A 19,208-nucleotide genomic window follows, 5' to 3' on the forward strand; every position below is an offset into this window, starting at 1 on the left:
GTATATTTCGATAACCACTGCGATAAGGATGCTTTATGACCCTATTATCTACTTTCAAAGACCGTTCATCTAAATTAACCGTTGGCGGCGCATTGGCTTTGGCGCTAGCAGCAACTGGCTGTCAATCTTCTGCTGAATCCAATATAGTCACTCCAAATCAATCTAACGGCCATTCATCAACGCCCGTTGTCTCCGATATCAGTCAGCAAACCATTAAGCAGCAAGCCTTACGTATTCAGCGCGCGCTTGCAAATAAAGACTTCGCTCGCATCACCAATGATATTCATCCAACCCGTGGCGTCCGTTTTTCGATGTATGCCTATGTGCGTCCTGAGACAGATAAAGTCTTTAACCGTGAACAATTCGCCCAATATTTGCAACAGTCTAAAATTCGTTTTACTTGGGGTGAAAAAGACGGTACGGGCGATCTACTCGTCACGCCACTACCTACATATTTAGACACGTGGATTGAGGCTAGCAAATTTAACAATGCCAGTATCAGTATTAATGAGTTCCAACACAGTGGGAATATGATTAATAATCTAAAGAAAATTTATCCCAATTCAGAGGTTGTCGAGTTTTATCATAAAGGCTCGGAGGAATACGCTGGTATGGATTGGCGCATCATGCGTTTAGTGTTTGAAGAGTATGAAGGTAAACGCTATTTGGTCGCTATTGTGAATGAGCAATGGACAACTTAAATAGTTTTTATCTATAAAAACATAGACTTAAAGGAAAAATAATCCAAAAAAAGGGCAGTGTCATGAAACCCATGCACTGCCCTTTTTCATTGCTTTTTCATGTCTATATATTCATTGTCGAACATTAATAGCGACTATTAATGATTTTGATTAAAGTGGTGTTTGGCGAAAAAACTTCATCATTATGTCGTAAATATCAGGGTAAGCATCGACCAGCTTTTGCGGCGTCTCAAAAAATACCTCACTGAGCACTGCAAAAAACTCCGCTGGATTGGTCGCGCCATAACGATCAAGACCTGATTTATGATGGCTTTGAAAATCCTCAAAATCTCGTGTCATAATTTCAGTCCAGCGCGCAGGATCCATATCCGCTTGCAGTGGTGGAAAGCCGTTGGCACGACCATTTAACATATCAAGCTTATGCACAAACTCATGAATGACCACGTTATGACCATCGCGCTCCCCTGAGTGTTTGGCATCCTTCCACGACAGAATAACGGGGCCACGCAGCCATGCTTCGCCGCTACGGTGCTGACTGCCCTCATGGACAATGCCCAGCTCATCGACAGTGGTGGTTTCGCTCTTGTAGGAACCAGGATAAATGATAATGGCTGACCAGCCAGCATACCACTCAAGGCTAAGGTTTAAGATAGGCAAGCAAGCTTGCAAGGCGATGGATTGCCGCACCGTATCGCTAATCTCAAAACCTTGTGCGCCCGTGATTGACTTATCCGCCAAAAATAACGTCGCCAGCTCAAACAAGCGTGTTAGCTCGTCCTCATTTAACCGATCAAGTATGACAATACGCTGAGCCGCTTGCAGCCAGTCAGCATGGGTAAACTCGCTGTTGTCCAATATGCGCTGCTCGCGCCAGTCTTTTATCATGCTAAACATATTGAAGTTCCTTTAATTTTGTTGTTAGACTGTGCTTTTTATTATTGGCGTTATGTGTTTTATGGGGTTAAGTGGTGCTGACAATAAGCCTGTTTATCAAGATTCTAACGACAGCATATTCATAATCAATTTAATCAAGGTTTCTTTTTGGTTGGGATCAGATTCAGCGACCAGTAAGGTTAATGCCGCAAGCCCTGTATTATTGATGACCATGTCACCTCTATCATTCAGTAGTCGATTATTACGATGCAAAAAATCTACAAACAAAAAAGCGCCGCTGCGTTTATTACCATCGGTAAAAGGATGATTTTTGACCATAAAGTACAGCAGATGCGCCGCTTTACTCTCGATGGTCGGGTATGCAGGCTCACCAAAGACGGTTTGCTGTAAATTACCCAGTACGCTGTCCAACCCATCACCGCGAGGCTTGGCAAATAGTTCAGTCGCTTCACCTCTATTTATCAGCTGCGCTTTTAAATCCGTCAGCGCTGCCATCGCCTCAGTCGGACTGGGTAAGATACCGCCATCCTCCCCTGAAGGATTATCAAGCAAGCCTTCATCATAGCGCTGTAACCATAAAAATGTCTGTGTATAACGGCTGATAATCTCAAGCAAGCCGCGTCCTTCATCGGTTTTCAGCTCGGGACTTTGCGCGGTTTTCCTAATTAAATTTAATGCTTGTTGTAGTTCGCTTGAGTTTTTATCAAAACGCTCTTGATTGAGCGTATAGCCTTGAACTAAGTATTCACGCGCTGGGTTGCCCAGCGTCTAAACTGCACACCTTGGGGAGATTTGATGCGATACCCTACTGAGATAACTACATCTAAGTCATAAAAAGTCACAGGGCGGTCAGAATTTGCAATATGCATTTTTTGCATATTGCTTTTCTCAGCGATCTCTTCATCGTTTATGGCATTGGCAATATGACGCGAAATCACTGATTGGTCACGACCAAACAACTCTGTCATTTGTGATTGTGACAGCCAGACCGTATCCTGTCCAAAACGTACGTCTACCTGCGCTTTTCCATCAGCGCTTTCATATATCTCTACTTTTGCTGTTTTATGATTTGTAGTATCAGTCATCTTGGTCTTTCCTTAACTTAATATACGCACTTATGCTCAATTCATAAATTATACGGTGACTGCATGACAGAGTACATAACAATGACTATACTGTGCCTGGTGTATCTCGCGGCGAATAACCAAAATGCTGCTTATAAATGCGTGAAAAATAACCTTGATCGGCATAGCCTACTCTATGAGCGACCTCATCTATAGTCACGTAGCTTTTGGTTTTTAAAATGTGATTGGCCTGCTTTAAACGCAATTCCTTGACCCATTCTGAAAAGCTATAGGGCAACTTAGAAAACAGTTTATGCAAGTATCTGACAGATATATGACAAGCAGCAGCGACCATCGCTGGAGTTAAAGCGGAGTTTTCTAGATGCAAATAAACGTAATTCTCGATGCGCTTTAGGTGCACCGACTGTATGGACGAGCTGCAACTCATCATCACCTCTTTCGGGGCACTCAATGTCAATACAATAAGATTAAGCAGCTGCTGCTCTAGTATTTTTATCTCCAAGTCACCCAGCTGATTGTTATGAATAAGCGCCAGTATTTGACCAATTTGAAATACTAGCAACCTGCCAGCACCTTCATCAACAGTTAAGCTGCGTGCAAACTGTCGCTCTATGGTGCCCATTTGCGTAGTGAGTAATGCGAGCGGCACTTTGATCACATACAGTGATGCTTCGTGCAGATGATAGAACTCATAAGGTAAGCTGGACAGTTCAATAAAAAATTGACCGGGTTTAGAGGTCAGCTGCCGTCCTTTTTGGGTAAAACGGACGTCGCCTGTCATAGGAAAAGTAATTAAAATACTGTCATCAATATAGCCAGAGCTCTGTCTGCCGCGATTATAGTGCACAGTATTAGCATGATAGTGCGAAATACCTATCTCTAGAAGTTTAGCATGTTGCAAAAAACCAGAAAACTTATTCGGTTGCCGAAAACTAACATCAAGATCAAAATAAGTCTCGTTGATGGTATGTTTCCAATCGAAGGCACCTAAGGTTTGCATGCGCTCCGTTGCTGGCATCTCTAACCCTGAGGGGCTTAGAAGATTTTTATTCATTGATAAATCATGTGCAGCGATGTCTTTTGTCTTATCTGCTAGCAAGGTTTGATGAGAAGTATTTTGATAAAGATTTGGCTTTTGATTTGCATTCATCCTTGAACACTCAATATATGGTATACAACTGTACTGATATCCTATCAGTTATTCATCAATAATCCTCTTTTATATCATAAAATAAAAAAGGCTTCAGGCATTAAGTACTCTTTAATGCCTGAAGCCTTGAGTTGGTTTTTCTTTATAACCTGCTTTTATAGACTTGCTTTATGCTGCTCGAGTCAGCTTATAAGTGCCAGTCTCATGCAGCTCTGCTTGCCAGCCATTTTTAATGACCACAGTAGTGGTTGGCTCTTGGATAAGCGCAGGGCCTGTGACCAATGCACCAGCACCGAATTTCTCACCGTCATAGATAGGCGTATCAATCCAGTGATAGGACTGATCAAACAGCATCTCGCGGCTACCCGTTTTAGCATTACTGATATCCCCTTGCTGCGGTATAAGGCTCGGTAGTTTTGGCTTACTGATTTTACCAATTACCGATACCTCAATGTTGACCAGCTCGACGTGACTATCACGCTCATCATAAGTATAAAGCTCACGATGGCGATGATGGAACAACTCTAAGATGGTGCTGACACTTTCAGCATCGAGCTTACCATTCGGTATAAGCACGTTACATTCATGCACCTGACCAACGTAGCGCATCTCCATGGTACGTTCGATGCTGATATCTTTATCTGTAAAGCCATCTTCTAGCAGCTTTTGTACACCCTGCTCTTCAAGTTCTTGTAGCTTGGCATTGAGTGATTGCAACTCTACATCTGGCGCTAGAATCATCATCTGTGTCGCTAAGTAGTTATACTTGATATCAGAGATAATTTGACCAAAAGCACAGAGACAAGATGCGATTTTCGGTATTAAAATAGTCCCAATCCCCATCTCTTCAGCCAGAGCAATAATATGCATGCCAGCTGCGCCGCCTGCGCATACTAGCGCAAAATCCCGAGGATCATAGCCTTTCTCGATAGTAATACGACGAATGGCATTAGACATGTTTTGGTTAACGATAGCACTGATACCAAATGCGGCGTGATCTAACTCGATGTTTAGCGGATCAGCGATGTGTGTTTGCACCGCTTGTACGGCTTTGTCTTTGTCTAAGGTCACACTACCGCCTAATACCGCATTCGGCTGTAGATAGCCCAATACTAAGTTTGCATCTGTGACGGTTGGCAAGTCACCACCTTTACCATAACATGCCGGTCCAGGCGTCGCGCCAGCACTCTGAGGACCGACCTCTAACATACCAAAGGTATTAACATGCCCAATTGAACCCCCACCAGCGCCTAATGTTTCTACATGAATCATAGGCACACCAATACGATTACGTAAGAAATCAATATCGCGGTTGAGGCTGGTTCTGCCTGATTTAGCCATAGTGATGTCAAAAGAAGTACCGCCCATATCAACCGTGATAATATCATTAATTCCAAAAGGACTAGCAATATAAAGGCCTGCTTGCGGTGCCGATGCGGGGCCTGAGTTAATGGCATTTACCGCACGCTCTCGCATGATACTACCAACTGCAAGCCCGCCATTAGACTGGAAATAACGTACGGGCTGCTCAGCGCCTAATGCCTTAAAGTAGTCGTCAATTTTATGGACATAAGATGCCATGACTGGGCTTAGGTAGGCATTCACTAGCGTCGTTGAAGTGCGAGTGTATTCCTTAATCTGTGGATATACATCACTACCACAGCAGACGAACACCCCTGGCATATGCTGCTCAACAAGCTCTTTAGCGCGCTGCTCATGCTGAGTATTACGAATAGACCAGACGAAGGAGATAGCAACTGCTTGAACGTCTTTTTCCTTAAGTGATTTGATTGCATCGAGTACGTCTTGCTCATTTAGCGGCTCGTGTTCAGTGCCATCAGCTAAGATACGACCACGGATAGGAAAGCGACGATCACGGGTAGCAATTTGCGGTGCTGGCGGATAGCTAGCATCATAGCGATGCCCTTCTTCTTTATGACCTAAACGTATCTCGATACTGTCCTCATGGCCCTTAGTACATAATAGCCCGACCTTCACGCCTTTCATCTGAATCAAGGCGTTGAGCGCCACGGTCGTACCGTTGATGCATAGGTCGCAGGCTTGAATAATCTCTTCAATAGGACGGTCAAACTGCGTGGCTATTTGCTGTAACCCGTTGGCAATAGCTAAGGTGCCATCTTCGGGAGTAGAAGGTGCTTTGAACAGATGTACATGGCCACTTTTTTCAGCCAGTACAAAGTCAGTGAACGTCCCACCAGCATCGACTCCAATACGGAAATCATTTTTCATAAGTCATCCTTAACTCAAATTATTTAATATCAGTTGGTATTTGTTGTTATGCCGTCAGCTTACGGCGTAGCGATTCAGTCTCTGCTTCATTGACCGCCAGCGTTTGTGGGTCAATAACCACTCCATACTCAGTCTTAGCCGCTGCTACTGATATGATTCTTTCTTCTACATCTTTTAACACTGCGGGTACCGACCGTGCAAACGAGCTGCCGTAGCCGCCACCGCCTGGATTGGTATTACGCGCACGGTCACCCGGTTGTATTTCAGTCATTATATTTTGCTTGTGCAGATCGGTGACGCCATCTTTATGGATAATCTCTAAGCGCCCTAATTTCAGCTCAGGTGAGATTTCCTCCGCACCAGCAGCGCCCATTGTCGGATGCTCACGACCTTCCCCAAACGCCACTACTGTCATCTCATGACCTAACGGCTCAACTTCCCATACGGTGCCGCAACCACCACGATACTCACCAGCACCGCCACTGTCTTCTACCAAGCCATACTTATGAATTAAGATAGGATATTGATACTCTAGTAGCTCAATATCACCAGAGCTTAGCGCGCCGAAGCAACATAATGGGCCACAAGCATGCCAGCCATCCATCTGCTGAGTCGCGCCAGCACCAGAGATAATCGAAGCTAGAATCATAGTGACGTACTGTTCCCCTGTTTTTGGGTCAATACCTGAGATGTTGATACCTGAGGCATGACCCCAGGAAGCAATCACGCGATCTGGTGCTGCATCTTCAAAAGCCATACGCACAGCATCAGTTAAGGTTTCCATCGGTGTGGTAGTACAATTCACATGAGGGGCAGGTTCTTTGGCATTACATAGCGTGCCATGCTCACCCAGATCTACCGTAACACAGCGATATAAACCTTCGTTGTACGGCGGGTCTACTTGGGCAAACATCATCAGACCTAGCAGTACACCAGACATCGAGTTACCAGCATAAGAGTTAATGAAGTAAGGGACTTGCGGTGGACTGGTAATCTTGATATGTACATCACTGTCTTTAATCTCAATATCAGCGCTGATGGTCAAATCACCCAAACCGTGACCTGAATCTTCTAATACCGCTTCGCCATGATACTGACCATCTGGGATAGATGAGATCAATGATCGCATATGGGTATCAGCCATATTCTTTAGCTCTTCAATCGCCGCACGGACGGTCTCTACGCCATACTTGTCTAATAGCGCAATCATGTTACGCTCACCGACTGCACACGCCCCATATTGAGCATTAAGATCGCCTTCTTGGTTACGGCGAGAGCGCATATTACTATGGATTAAGTTAATGACATCACGACGTCTAACGCCTTTTTCCCATATTTTGATGGGCGGAATGCGCAACCCTTCGGCGTATATCTCTTTAGCGTCTGGATTATATCCTGCTGGCACGGGACCACCGATATCAGTGACATGACCTTTGCATACTGTCCAAAACACCAACTCACCTTTATAAAACACTGGCTTATACATACAGCAATCTAGGATATGACTGCCCATCATCACGGGATCGTTGTGATAAATAACGTCTCCTTCATGAATGTCATCACCATAATATTCGGCAACGGCTTTCATGGCTGGCATGAGTGAACCTAAATGAATAGGAATGTCTTGACCCTGCAAAATCATCTCAGGCAGATGATCAAACAAAGCATTGCTATAATCGTGAGCTAAGTTGAAGACGCTAGAGCGAGCGGTTTTTTCTAAGGTTGTCGTCATCTCGCGCTGCGCCGTTTCTAAGGCACCACGTACGACGGACAAGGTAATAGGATCAATTGAAGTGTGAGCGTTGCTCATGTGAGACTCCCTGTCTAGAAATTTATATCAGAAGATATGAGTGGCTCTGTAAAATATAGCGCCCAATGTGGCCGTTAATACTTAACAATTACACTCATTCTTTATATGGCTGTCATCCATCCTAATGACGAAGCTTTTTTACTATAGCGAGGTTTTTGGTAAATAGATTGACTGACAGTGCAGGGTTTTTGACTGTGAGTGCACACCTGTATAAATAAGGTTTGTGATTTCAGCTTTTGGAGAGAATGTTAACAATAAAGAGCGTTTGCAATAAAAAAGACAATGCATCGGTTATGATGCACTGCCCTATGAATTTACGTCTTTGACTAGTTATTAGTTTAGTTTTGAGTTTACAGCCACACTTAAGCGTATTAAATGTCTGACATCAAGAAAAATGCCGTCGTCAATAATACAGTCTTAAGCATAATCGTGTGTACCACGAATAGGATAGTTGTTTTCTGGATTTCTGATAAAGGCCAGACCATTTGCCAAGGCTTCCAGCTCAGGTCTAGTAAAAGGAGCATTGGAGATATCTACAATCTGAATCTTCCCTTCTGTATTGATAACAAACAAGCCGGGCTCTGCAAATGGATGATCGGTTTCTTTCTCTGAACGTGGGTTGGAGATATAAAGACCCAGCATTTTCATTTGTTCAACGGTCAGATCATAGGCGATAGGAAAGCTCACATTTATTTTTTCCAAATGGCTTTTTACCTGCTCTTTGCTGTCACCTGAAACAGCAATGACGTCGACACCCGTTTCATTAAATGCCGATTTTAATGTTTCTAACTGATTGAGGTATTTGGTACAAATAGGACAGTGTTGACCTCGGTAAACAACCACCATTTTCCAGTCATGACCATTTTCGGGCTTGCCCAATAGCGCCATGTCACCATTATAAGTGGGTACTTCGATAGTAGGAAATGTTACACCAGCAATGATTTTTGGGTTGTAGTTTGCTTGCATTGTTTTATCCTTATAGTTTTGGGTTAAAAATATTTAATATCAAATTTGAGTGTTTGCTCAATTTAGTATGTATTGATACTACAAGTAAAAAGCCGACGGTGAAGTCGGCTTTTTGTTATTAAATTGGTATAAATTGAAAGTTTTTCTCTCTGTAGAGATATGATGGGTCAACATAGTTGTTTATCAACTAATACTAACCAGTCCGACTCATATGAATATGATAGCGATTAACAGCGCAGACTAGTTAGCGTTACTACAGAAGCGTCTAGCGTTACCAATGCTAAGCATTATATTTGAGCTCACCCTACTACCAAGCGCATCAGTTGGGTACTAATATAGCCACCGAAAGTACCTACCGCATAACCAAGAATACCCAAAAAGACCCCAACTGGCGCGAGTGATGGGTGAAATGCCGTTGCGACAATAGGTGCCGATGATGCACCGCCAGTATTGGCATTGGAGCCGACTGCCAAAAAGAAAAACGGCGCACGGATCATCCTAGCCACAGCAAAGATAATGACAACGTGAATGCTCATCCATAATAAACCAATAAGGAGCAGTCGCCACTGCGAGACGATACCCGCAAGATTGATTTGCATACCAATAGCAGCAATCAAGATGAAGATAAATACCGTACCAATTTTGGAAGCACCCACATGATCAAGGCGACGTATCTTGGTAAAGGAAAAAATTACCCCTATCAAGGTTATAATCACAACCATCCAAAAGAACGAGCTGGCAAAGCTGTATTGTACTGCCCAGCTATAGGGCGCAAAAAACCCTGCAATTTGACCACCGATAAAGTGTGCGACACCCACCATAGCAAAGCATAAGCCAAACATCACCATCAAGTCATTTAAAGTTGCTGGACGAGCATTGTCACGCCCATAATTCTCAACCGCCTTAATCACTTTATCAATACTACTGGTGTCTGCCCTCAATAGCCGATCTATCTTATCGCTATGCTTCGCCAGTACCAAGATAGCCAACAGCCAAAGTGAGGCATTGGTGGTATCGACTAAAATCATCATCCCAAATAAATCATCACTGACGCCAAACAACTCTTTCATCGCTGCTTGATTTGCCGCGCCGCCAATCCAGCTACCCGCCACCGCCGAAAACCCACGCCATAGCGTGTCATCAGTAAACATCTCAGGCGATATCCATTTAGCGACACCTAAGCTTATTGGACCACTAATAATAATCGCGATACTAGCAGCAAAAAACATGGCGATGGCTTTCCAACCTAGCCCCAATATCTTCGGTACATCCATCGATAAGGTCATTAACAGCAAACTTGCTGGCAACAGATACGTGGCAGTAAAGCCATAAATCTGTGAGCCGATACCGTCAGCGAAGACGCCTAAACTATTAAGCGTTGCAGGGATAAAGCAGCACAGCACAATACCCGGCAATACCGCATAAAAGCGCTGCCAGAATTTACCGGGTAATCCTTGGGTATAAAAAACCAAACCTATAATGGCCATAATGATGCCAAAAGCCAATGGCAGGCTATCAATGGTTAAATGAGAAATATCGGGCATCAAATAGCTCCGCAGCACACGATGAATAAAAGCTTGTTAGTATAGACAAGGCGAAAAAAACGCGCAAGCAGCGATCGAATAAACACAAAAAAGCCAGATAACAAGTATCTGGCTTTTTTAGTGCTATCTTTAGGCGATCAAGCAATTAATAACTTTAATCACAAAATATAAAAGTATTACGAGTTGTTACCACGGTTGCCGCCGTTTGGACGACCTTGACCACGGCTGTCAGAACGACCTGCTGGGCGACCTTGGCTGCCACTTGGACGACCACGACCTGTTGCAGCACGCTCACCACGTGGAACGCCAGTGCTATCGCCGCGGCTAGGAGCACCAGTGCGCTTGCCTTGATACGGCTTGCCACCTGAACGCTCATTTGGCTTGCCTGACGCGTCACGTGGCTTACCTTGATAACCGCTGTCATTGCTAGCGCGTTGACCAGTTGAGGCGCTATCGCTTGAACGACCGCGAGCATTAGCAGGATTACCTTGATAACCACCGCTCGAGCGACCACGGCCTTGACCATTACCACCGCCGCCGTTTGAACGACCACGACCACGGCCACGACCATTACCTTTATTTTCGCTAGGTACATAAGTCTTCTTAGGCTCCATGCCTTCGATGATACATACTTCCATTTTGCGATCTAAATAACGGTTGATAGCGTTTAGCTGTGGACGATCATCCATGCTACATAAGCTGATAGCGATACCAGTACGACCAGCACGACCACAACGACCGATACGATGGACGTAATCTTCAGTCTGACGTGGAAGATCATAGTTAATAACGTGCGAGATAGCTGGAATATCTAGACCACGAGCCGCAACGTCAGTCGCTACTAGGATTTTAACTTTACCATTACGCAAGTCTTGAACGATACGGTTACGCTTGCTTTGCGGCAAATCACCATGTAGGAAGCTGGCTTTATGACCCGCTTCTTGTAGCTGTTTGGCCAGTTTTTCAGTGCTACGTTTGGTAGCAGCAAAGATAATGATCTGTTCCATATCTTGCTGGCAAACGATTTTGTCAAGTAAGCGGTTTTTGTGATCGAAATCATCACAGTAGTACACTTTTTCTTCGATGTGTGCAGATTCTACTTTGATTGATACACGCTCAGGGTTCTTAGTGAAGCTGGCAGCGATTTTACCTACTGGGCCATCCCAAGTTGCAGAACACATAATCGTTTGACGATCAATTGGTGCAGCACGAAGGATGTCACTGATATCATCAGCAAAACCCATGTCTAGCATACGGTCAGCTTCATCAAGTACCAAAATTTCTAAGCTTGATAAGTCAACACGACCAGCATTGATATGGTCAAGTAGACGACCTGGGGTGGCAACGATAACTTGAACGCCTTTTTTCAACGCAGTGATCTGACCATTGTATGGTGCGCCGCCCACTAAAGGTACGCAGAATAGACCACGCATGTCTTTAGAATAAGTACGTACGCTATCATGTACTTGCTGAGCAAGTTCACGCGTTGGCGTTAAGATAAGAGCTTTAGTTAATTTATCAAAGCTAGTGGCACGGCTTAAACGGTCAAGTACAGGGATAACGAATGCCGCCGTTTTACCACTACCGGTTTGCGCAGACAGTAATAAGTCGCGACCTGCTAGTGCAAAAGGAATGGCTTGTGCTTGAATAGGTGTTGGATTGGTATAACCACTGCGATCAAGCGCAGTCAAAATCGGCTTGGCAATGTCTAGTTCAGCAAAGGTAATTTGATCTTCATCAGTCGCGTCAGTAGTAGCCGCTTGATTATTAGTATCAGTATTTGGAGTGTCAGTGTTTTCGATGATGCCGTTTTCAGCGGCGATTGCAGATAAAATATCAGTCATGAGAATCCTTGGTAAGTATAAGTTGCTGTAAATTCAGCAAGCTTGATGCATACCACTGATAACCGTTCACCACGCTGCCTTTATTAAAGAATTACCGGACCACATGTAAGTGTCGATAATCAGAAGCCAAGTCAATAAAGCTTAGAGCCTCTACAATAAATGCGTTCGTGCTGTCTGACGTATTTTGGTGGTAGTGCCGAGTGTCTCATCCTTGTTTGATATAAGCGTATTATTAATGCTTTGTCCAAAGCAAATAATCGCGAATAACAACCAATTTAAACCATATTTATGGTTCGGTAGATAAGATATGAGTCAAAAATAACTGCTATTTTCATGACAGGTTATTCAAGTACACAAAATCATCGGCAACAATTACTTATGGTCATCCTAGACCCAAAATCGCAGGCGATGTTATCAATCTCATAATTCACGAAAGCCTAAGCTAACGTGGCGACGCAGTATAGCACAATAAAATATTATATGTAGCTATTTATTAAATTTCTCGGTAAATAAAGCAAATTTGCTTATAGAAGTACGCGTTCAATATGCTGAGTAATAAGACAATCAGCAGTATTATTGGCGGCTATCGCACCATTTTAACTTCGGTGACATACGTCGGCAATTGCCAAGCACCGCCCGCTTCAATCATACGGCAAAGCCCTGTGGTGCTTTCATGGCTTTTTTCAAATGCCTTGCCTGTCCATACCCAATCAGTCTTGGTTAAACAATCACCGATGCCGCGACCTTTTTGTACGGAAGTGATTTTACCCTTATCATAGCCAGTGGCGTTGGTGGTTACCAATGTTGGTTTATAAGGTTTACTGTCATTGATGACCCAGATGCCTGCACCAGTATTATAAGCACCTGTCCAGCAGTCATGTTGTGCCAAGAGCTGTGAGCCATTCAGTCGGCTCACACGCCATGGTGATTTATCTGATAGATTGGGACAGTCACTATCCGCATCTTTCATCGTACTTTTCATCAGCGCCGCTAGCTGCGACGATTTCATCACAAACTTTCTATTGTCACTAGCGACGGCTTTCGGATTGGGCGCCACAAAGCGAAGTTTTGGTGCGGACTTGGGTGACAATACAGTGCTATTTGATTTGGCGGCACCATCAGTATTGATAAAGGCAGATGATGTCCCTACTCGACCTTGGGCTTCATCTGCTTTGAGCATGACGGCGCTAGCCCCTTTATCCGACAGTTGCCAGCGTGAGTTACGTAGCACTAGCTCAATTTTGCTTGACTTAGTCAGTGCCTCTAGTAGCGCTGTGACTTGTGTTGGGGTCAGATCAGCATTACCTGCTGCAGTTGAAAACGGCTTGGTTTCGCCATAGTCTCTACCATTGATGAACAATGATATACGATGACGATTGCCAAGTTGCATCAAGGCTTTAGATGAGCTTTCTTTAGCACCGCCCAGCTTTACCTTGCCATCCACACCAGCATTTGCGCCTGCACGGCGTATGAGCAATATCGATATAGGAAATTCGCTATTGTTTTCTGCTTGATAGCCTGCCAGCCGGCACGTACGGGTATTGTCGCAGACTACCTGCCAGTCTTGATTGGTAAATTCAACGCCATTGCTGGCCATCGTCGCTGTACTAAATAAAGCTGCGCTGATAGCAGCAAACATAGGTAATCGTACTTTATTTTTTATCATCAATAAGAGTATCTTTTTTATTTTTTTAGGATGGGTGGTCAAGTTGGCTTTGTATTGCAATATTGAGTATCGATCAGCATCTATCTGTTGATCGTTATAAATGGCGCTGAGTTTGGTATTGATAACTTTTAATTCGCTAGCCATCGCCTGTCGTGAGAAGTTGATCCGTTTACGGTTATCATCCTTCATAATCGTTATCCATCAATATAGTCAATCTTATTTCAATCAGATATGTTGTCTGATTTACTCAGTCTATTATAAGTGGCTCTATTTGCCTTGCTGGTATCCCAATAATATTAAACCAATCAAAGAAGCAGTACAAATACCCGCTTATTAAGGTGTTATCTGCTTGAGGTACTCAAGCTATCTTAACGTACTAAGGTTTCTATCTGTTGTACTAATGTATCATTGTGTAAACAGGTAAGTATATCTCTATTTTAATATAACCATATATGAATATAGAATAGCGAGATGTCGGATAAAATCAAGGCTGATAAGCAAATAGCCTATCAGCCTTGTTGTTTTTATTAATGCGTCTGTTATCGATAGGTTTAGTCAATAGGCGTTAATGACAGGTCTACGGCACGCTTAACGGCTGGACGTTCAGCAATTGCCTGTGCCCAGCGCTTCACATGCTTGTAGTCATTAACTTGCAGGAACTCGGCGGCATCATAGAGCTTTCCAAGCACCAATTGTCCATACCATGCCCAAATAATCATATCCGCAATATTATAATCGGCTTCGTTGTTGCCACACATATAAGTGCTGTCTTTTAGATGGGTATCCAACACACCGAGCTGGCGTTTGGTTTCCATGGTATAGCGATTTATCGGGTACTCTAGCGGTTCAGGCGCATAAGCATAAAAATGTCCGAAGCCGCCACCTAAGAAAGGCGCACTGCCCATCTGCCACATGACCCAAGACAAACAATCTGCCCGTGCTTTGCCAAGTGATAAAGGCATAAATTGGTCAAATTTTTCTGCCAGATACATCAAGATAGCACCAGACTCGAAGAGCGCTATCGGCTCGCCAGCTATATCGGAAGAATGATCAACCAAGGCTGGAATTTTTGAGTTAGGGTTTATGGCTACAAAGCCAGAACCAAACTGCTCTCCTTGAGAGATATCAATTTTATAGGCATCATATTCAGCACCTTTAACACCAATCTCGGCAAGCTCTTCTAACAGGATATTAACCTTGACGCCATTTGGCGTATTCAACGAGTACAGCTGTAATGGCGCAGCGCCTACTGGCAGCGCTTTCTCATAGCGCGCACCCGCTGTTGGGCGATTGATACTGGCAAACTTACCACCGTTTTCTTTGTCCTGCGTCCAAACCTTTGGTGGTACATATTTATCGTTTTGCCCATCGGTATGATTGCAAGCTTTGTTCTTTTCCTGACTCATAATATATCCTCAGTTTATCTTTATCGTATTGTTGATGCTTCTACTTATATCGTCGTTAGTCAATTCAATCTCATATGATTGAGATGAGATTGGCTGTATTGCTTATCTATTGGCTTAAGTCGTTAGCGAGGGTTTACTATAACGATAACCAACCCTGATATTAAAGTCCTCTCTTGTAAGCAGTGTTAATATTATTATCTCTAAACACAGAATTCTATAACCTCAACCGCCAGCCGTTACTTTGATTCCCTTTTATTATGATTGAGTCTTTCTTATACTACTCGGTTGGTATAGCGAATTAGTCATCAATAGACTATTTTGTTCATTTTATGATGGGATATCTAATGAGATTTACATGGTAACGCTAACCCCGACACAAGATAAATACTTGCCCTATGTGCTAGCGGTGGCGCTATTCATGCAAATTTTGGATGCCACTATTTTGAACACCTCATTGCCACAAATGGCGCAAGCACTGGGTGAGTCTCCATTAAAAATGCAGTGGGCGGTGATCAGTTATGCGCTAACTTTGGCCATATTTATTCCCATCAGTGGTTTTTTGGCGGATAAATACGGCACGCGCCGAGTATTTTTGGCAGCGATTATTATCTTTTGTATTGGCTCACTGCTATGTGCTGCGTCACCAACGTTGGATTTTTTGATTGGTTCACGGGTTATACAAGGTATTGGCGGGGCGATGATGACGCCTGTGGCTCGCTTAATTTTGGTCAAATCCTACCCACGCAATAAGCTGCTGACCGTCATGAACTTTGCGGTAATTCCTGCTTTGGTAGCACCACTAGTAGGGCCTGTCTTAGGTGGCTATATCGTACAATATACCAGTTGGCATTGGATATTTTTGATCAATATACCGATGGGTATTTTTGGCTTTATCATGGGCAAAAAACTGGTTCCCGCACTATTTGAGGATACCAAGCGGCTTGATTGGACAGGATTTTTATTGTTTGCGGCAGCGGCTTGTGGGTTTACGCTTGCTGTAGAATTCGGCTCACAGACTGGTCGAGGGTTTTATGGGTTGTTGCTTAGTTTGGTGGCCAGTTTATTGATAGGCGCTTATATCTGGCACGCCAAGCGTCGTCAAGCACCGTTGTTCCCCTTGAGTTTGTTTGACATTCGCACCTTTCGTATTGGCATCACTGGTAACCTATTCACGCGCTTAGGTATTAGCGCTGTACCGTTTTTGCTGCCGCTGTTGCTGCAAGTGGTGTTTGAATACTCACCGTCGCAGGCAGGTTGGCTACTTGCGCCCATCGCAGTCGGTGCTATCGGGATTAAACCATGGGTCAGTAAAATTATTCAGCGTTATACTTATCGCAAAGTACTGGTCTTCAACACGTTTTTGATGGGCACGCTCATCATTGTGTTGGCACAGTTTACCGATGCCTCACAGTGGCTGTGGTTTATCCCTATTTTGACCATAATGGGCGCTTGTAATTCTATGCAATTCAGCGCGATGAATACGATTACTATCGGTGATTTAGAAGGCGCTCAAACTAGTAGCGGCAATAGCTTGATGGCGGTCAATCAGCAGTTAGCGATTAGTTTCGGTATTGCTTTTGGAGCAGCGGTACTGACGCTGTTACGTGAACGCCTACAAATGGATACGCTGACAGCGTTTCAAACCACCTATTGGATACTTGGGGTCTTGACCATTCTCTCGGGGCTGTACTTCTTACGACTTAAGCCTGAAGATGGGCGCGGCTTATACTGAGCCGCTGATATTTGGATTTTGAATAAAGAGTTTGAAAAAATATTGATTGAGCGTTGATTTTGTCAGCAGTGCAGATAGTACGCATTGTCAAATATGAGACACAAAAATGCCAGCATGTGAGTGATTATAAACCACACGACACGCTGGCATTTTTAGAGCATATTACGGTTCATTGCATCAACAATGAACTATTAAGGCGCGTCATCATCCATTTGTGATTGGATATAGCGCTCAACCCCAATGCTTTCGATCAAGTCTTCTTGAGTCTCTAACCAGTCTTGATACTCTTCATTACCATCTTTTAGCGTCACCAATAGCTGGCGCGACACATAGTCAGACTTTGTTTCACATAAAGTAATGGCGTCGGTAATGATCTCGAATTTTTGTTTTTCTAGGCGCAAATTGCATTCGATAATCTCTGGCACATCTTCACCGATGAACATCTTGCCATAATCTTGCAAATTTGGTAAACCGCCTAGCAATAAAATTCGGGCAATCAGCTCATCAGACCATTTCATCTCAACGATAGACTGTTTATAAAAACTTTCATTGAGGGCTTCTAATCCCCAATGGCGCGCAATGCGCGCATGTAAAAAGTACTGGTTGATGGCAATCAATGACTGTCCGAGCACTTTATTTAAAGCGCGAATAACCTCTTTATCCCCTTTCATTATCTCTCTCCCTTTCATGTCGTTATTTATGCTAAATACTATGGTTATTGTTCATATCTTCGTGACATTAAACAAGATTGGGAGTGACTTCTGCCATTTGGCTTTGCAGATAATTAGGAAGACTTATCATGTCGATTAAGCGCAACTGTTGCTCAAGCCAATGCGCATGATCTTCTTCAGTGTCTTTTAGTTGTTCTACCAACATCTCACGCGTGACATAATCGCGCTCTGCTTCACAGAGAGCAATACCGTCTTTTAAGTGCTGTTGTACTTGATACTCTAGCTCAAGGTCAAGTTGCAGCATTTCAGGAACTGTCGCGCCGATATTGATGGCATTGACCGTCATTTTCGGCGTGCCGCTCAGCATTAGGATACGGCGAATAATAGCTTGGGCATGTAGCGTCTCATCTGCCATCTCATGATGGATACGGTCGTACAATTTGCCATAATGCCACTCAGCATACATTTCTGAGTGAATAAAGTACTGGTCACGGGCAGCAAGCTCACCGCCTAACAAAAAATTCAAATAATCAATGACTTTTGGGCTACCTATCATAACCTATACTCCCCTATTTATATTTTACAGATCACCATACATTCATAATTATCCATATAAGAATAGTACTATTGGTAAACTGATCAGTAAAGATCAAAATCAACAAAACGTCTTACAACGTGAGACAGATATAGTAGCATATAGGCGCTATACAGCTTGTAATGTTATGAACTAAGAATAAGATGCTAATTGAGAATCATAATTAACTAGCTTTAGTAGTCACTGGTTTATCACAATAATGGCTGCTAATGATGCTCAATATCATTGTAATAGGTGTATAGGTAAAGTTATATGGACGCTCGCAACTTACCCTTTATGTATAATGACCAAAGGATAAGTGCGGAATATTGAATGTATGTGATATCGAGGCGTACTAGTGATATTGGTGTAATGAGGTGATGAACAGCTGGGTAGTAAATCTCTGGTTTGATAACGTTTAAACAGCGTAAGCCAAGACATCGAGTCTCGCATGATACTCATCTAGGTAATCGTTAACCATCGGTTCGCAGCAGCCACAGCAAGTCGCAACATCGAGGGTATCTTTTAGACCGTCAAGGGTATCGATACCTGAAGCAATGGCTGCTTTGATTTGCTTTTCTTTTACGTCATTACAGATGCATACGTACATGGTCTGGCTCCTCTGAATACCGCTATTCGGTAACTGCTTTTATTGCTCATAAATTTAGTGCATTGATGATAAAAATGGTGAATAGAGTGTTTGTCTTGATATTCACGGTCATTTTTATGGCTTGATATATAATAACGATAACTATTATCATTTGCAATAGCATTTGATATATTATTGGTCTCTGCACACGACAAAAAAATCATCCCCACCCGATTTTCATAGGTTTAGGGGTTAAAAAGCTAACTAACTGTCGAAATACAGTCTTATCATTGTTAAAGAACACCAAGTGAAGGCCCTCAATCAAC

General features: G+C 43.4%; 14 protein-coding genes and 1 pseudogene. 2 read left to right on the forward strand and 13 right to left on the reverse strand.

Features of this window, described 5'->3' with window-relative positions; genetic code table 11:
* Window positions 1-35: 35 nt before the first annotated feature.
* Window positions 36-701, forward strand: coding sequence for a hypothetical protein (locus tag JMW94_RS09515; RefSeq protein ID WP_201604171.1), 666 nt, complete (start codon window positions 36-38; stop codon window positions 699-701).
* Window positions 702-851: 150 nt separating this feature from the next.
* On the opposite strand, the gene JMW94_RS09520 is transcribed toward JMW94_RS09515, so the two are convergent.
* From JMW94_RS09520 to yghU, 10 genes and pseudogenes are all read right to left on the reverse strand, one after another.
* Window positions 852-1,595: a zinc-dependent peptidase gene (locus tag JMW94_RS09520; protein WP_201581327.1), complete on the reverse strand. Its 744-nt coding sequence runs from the start codon at window positions 1,593-1,595 to the stop codon at window positions 852-854.
* Window positions 1,596-1,691: 96 nt separating this feature from the next.
* Window positions 1,692-2,680 (reverse strand): annotated as a pseudogene (gene rhuM, locus JMW94_RS15120) (RhuM family protein).
* Between the two features lie 85 nt (window positions 2,681-2,765).
* A complete protein-coding gene (locus JMW94_RS09530) occupies window positions 2,766-3,830 on the reverse strand; it encodes an AraC family transcriptional regulator (RefSeq protein ID WP_201604173.1) in 1,065 nt (354 codons plus the stop codon).
* Window positions 3,831-3,998: 168 nt separating this feature from the next.
* Window positions 3,999-6,080 carry a hydantoinase/oxoprolinase family protein gene (locus JMW94_RS09535; protein ID WP_201604175.1) on the reverse strand — a complete coding sequence of 694 codons (2,082 nt, stop codon included), beginning with the start codon at window positions 6,078-6,080 and terminating at the stop codon, window positions 3,999-4,001.
* A 46-nt stretch (window positions 6,081-6,126) separates the two neighbouring features.
* Window positions 6,127-7,890 (reverse strand): hydantoinase B/oxoprolinase family protein, encoded by a 1,764-nt coding sequence (locus tag JMW94_RS09540; protein WP_201604177.1) that lies wholly within the window; start codon window positions 7,888-7,890, stop codon window positions 6,127-6,129.
* A gap of 417 nt (window positions 7,891-8,307) precedes the next feature.
* Window positions 8,308-8,856 (reverse strand): peroxiredoxin-like family protein, encoded by a 549-nt coding sequence (locus tag JMW94_RS09545; protein WP_201604179.1) that lies wholly within the window; start codon window positions 8,854-8,856, stop codon window positions 8,308-8,310.
* A gap of 299 nt (window positions 8,857-9,155) precedes the next feature.
* On the reverse strand, window positions 9,156-10,400 hold the full coding sequence (locus tag JMW94_RS09550) for a DUF819 domain-containing protein (protein ID WP_201604181.1): 1,245 nt from the start codon (window positions 10,398-10,400) through the stop codon (window positions 9,156-9,158).
* 176 nt (window positions 10,401-10,576) lie between these two features.
* The gene (locus JMW94_RS09555) at window positions 10,577-12,244 is read right to left on the reverse strand and encodes a DEAD/DEAH box helicase (protein ID WP_055125462.1); all 1,668 of its coding nucleotides are present in this window, start codon (window positions 12,242-12,244) and stop codon (window positions 10,577-10,579) included.
* Between the two features lie 583 nt (window positions 12,245-12,827).
* The gene (locus JMW94_RS09560; RefSeq protein WP_227685475.1) at window positions 12,828-14,099 is read right to left on the reverse strand and encodes a DUF1176 domain-containing protein; all 1,272 of its coding nucleotides are present in this window, start codon (window positions 14,097-14,099) and stop codon (window positions 12,828-12,830) included.
* Window positions 14,100-14,461: 362 nt separating this feature from the next.
* The gene (gene yghU, locus JMW94_RS09565) at window positions 14,462-15,316 is read right to left on the reverse strand and encodes a glutathione-dependent disulfide-bond oxidoreductase (protein ID WP_201604184.1); all 855 of its coding nucleotides are present in this window, start codon (window positions 15,314-15,316) and stop codon (window positions 14,462-14,464) included.
* A 355-nt stretch (window positions 15,317-15,671) separates the two neighbouring features.
* On the opposite strand from yghU, the gene JMW94_RS09570 reads away from it, so the two are divergent.
* Window positions 15,672-17,048 carry a DHA2 family efflux MFS transporter permease subunit gene (locus tag JMW94_RS09570; protein ID WP_198329923.1) on the forward strand — a complete coding sequence of 459 codons (1,377 nt, stop codon included), beginning with the start codon at window positions 15,672-15,674 and terminating at the stop codon, window positions 17,046-17,048.
* A 191-nt stretch (window positions 17,049-17,239) separates the two neighbouring features.
* Here JMW94_RS09570 and bfr (JMW94_RS09575) read toward each other — a convergent pair whose 3' ends face one another.
* From bfr (JMW94_RS09575) to JMW94_RS09585, 3 genes are all read right to left on the reverse strand, one after another.
* Window positions 17,240-17,719, reverse strand: coding sequence for a bacterioferritin (gene bfr, locus JMW94_RS09575; protein WP_201604186.1), 480 nt, complete (start codon window positions 17,717-17,719; stop codon window positions 17,240-17,242).
* A gap of 67 nt (window positions 17,720-17,786) precedes the next feature.
* On the reverse strand, window positions 17,787-18,275 hold the full coding sequence (gene bfr, locus JMW94_RS09580; protein WP_201604189.1) for a bacterioferritin: 489 nt from the start codon (window positions 18,273-18,275) through the stop codon (window positions 17,787-17,789).
* 436 nt (window positions 18,276-18,711) lie between these two features.
* Window positions 18,712-18,903 carry a bacterioferritin-associated ferredoxin gene (locus JMW94_RS09585; RefSeq protein WP_198329921.1) on the reverse strand — a complete coding sequence of 64 codons (192 nt, stop codon included), beginning with the start codon at window positions 18,901-18,903 and terminating at the stop codon, window positions 18,712-18,714.
* Between the last annotated feature and the right edge of the window lie 305 nt (window positions 18,904-19,208).

The organism is Psychrobacter immobilis (assembly GCF_904846185.1).
GTDB lineage: Bacteria > Pseudomonadota > Gammaproteobacteria > Pseudomonadales > Moraxellaceae > Psychrobacter > Psychrobacter immobilis_B.